This is a genomic window from Methylobacterium sp. W2, from assembly GCF_020662345.1.
Classification (GTDB): Bacteria; Pseudomonadota; Alphaproteobacteria; order Rhizobiales; family Beijerinckiaceae; genus Methylobacterium.
This window is the reverse complement of record NZ_VMOA01000099.1, coordinates 1-750: the sequence shown is the minus strand read 5'-3', so window position 1 is coordinate 750 and position 750 is coordinate 1. Positions and strand designations below refer to the sequence as shown.

The following is a 750-nucleotide window of genomic DNA, read 5'->3' as shown; positions in this document are numbered from 1 at the left end:
CATCATCGCCTTGGCGTCCGAGTACGGACGCTACGGCTACCGCCGCGTCACCGCATTGCTGCAGGCAGCGGGCTGGCAGGTGGGGAAAGACCGGGTTCAGCGGATCTGGCGTCGTGAGGGGCTCAAGGTCCCGCAAAAGCATCGGCCGCGAAGCCGGCTGTGGTTGAACGATGGCTCCTGCGTACGGCTGCGGCCTCTCCATCGCAATCACGTCTGGAGCTTCGACTTTGTGCAGGGCCAGACCCATGACGGGCGAAGCCTGCGTATCCTGACGCTGATCGACGAGCACAGTCGCGCCTGCCTGGCGCTAAAGGTCGCGAGGCGCATCAGCAGTCTGGGTGTGATCGAGGCGCTGGCAGATGCGATGTGCCTGCATGGCATCCCCGACAACATCCGCTGCGACAACGGCCCAGAGATGATCTCGAAGGCTTTGCGGAAATGGGTCGCCAAAACCGGCCCGCAGATCCAGTACATTGCACCAGGATCGCCATGGGAGAATGGCTATTGTGAGAGCTTCAATGGCAAGCTAAAGGACGAGTGCCTACGCCAAGAGATCTTCTACTCACTTAAGGAGGCACAGACCGTAATTGGGATTTGGCAGAATACCTATAACCGCGTTCGACCGCATTCGTCCTTGGGCTACCGGCCGCCCGCGCCTGTCACCTTCCCGGATCTGGCCTTCCGGCTACCCATGGTCGCCACCATGCAGTAGCCTCTCAATCGGCTCGGTCCAAAATACCGGTCAGGTCA

1 protein-coding gene is annotated in these 750 nt (G+C 60.8%); it reads left to right on the top strand.

Annotated elements, in window-relative coordinates; translation table 11 throughout:
• The coding region (locus FPV16_RS25890; RefSeq protein ID WP_227441370.1) for an IS3 family transposase at nt 1-712 on the top strand (712 nt) is incomplete at its 5' end.
• Nucleotides 713-750: the final 38 nt, after the last annotated feature.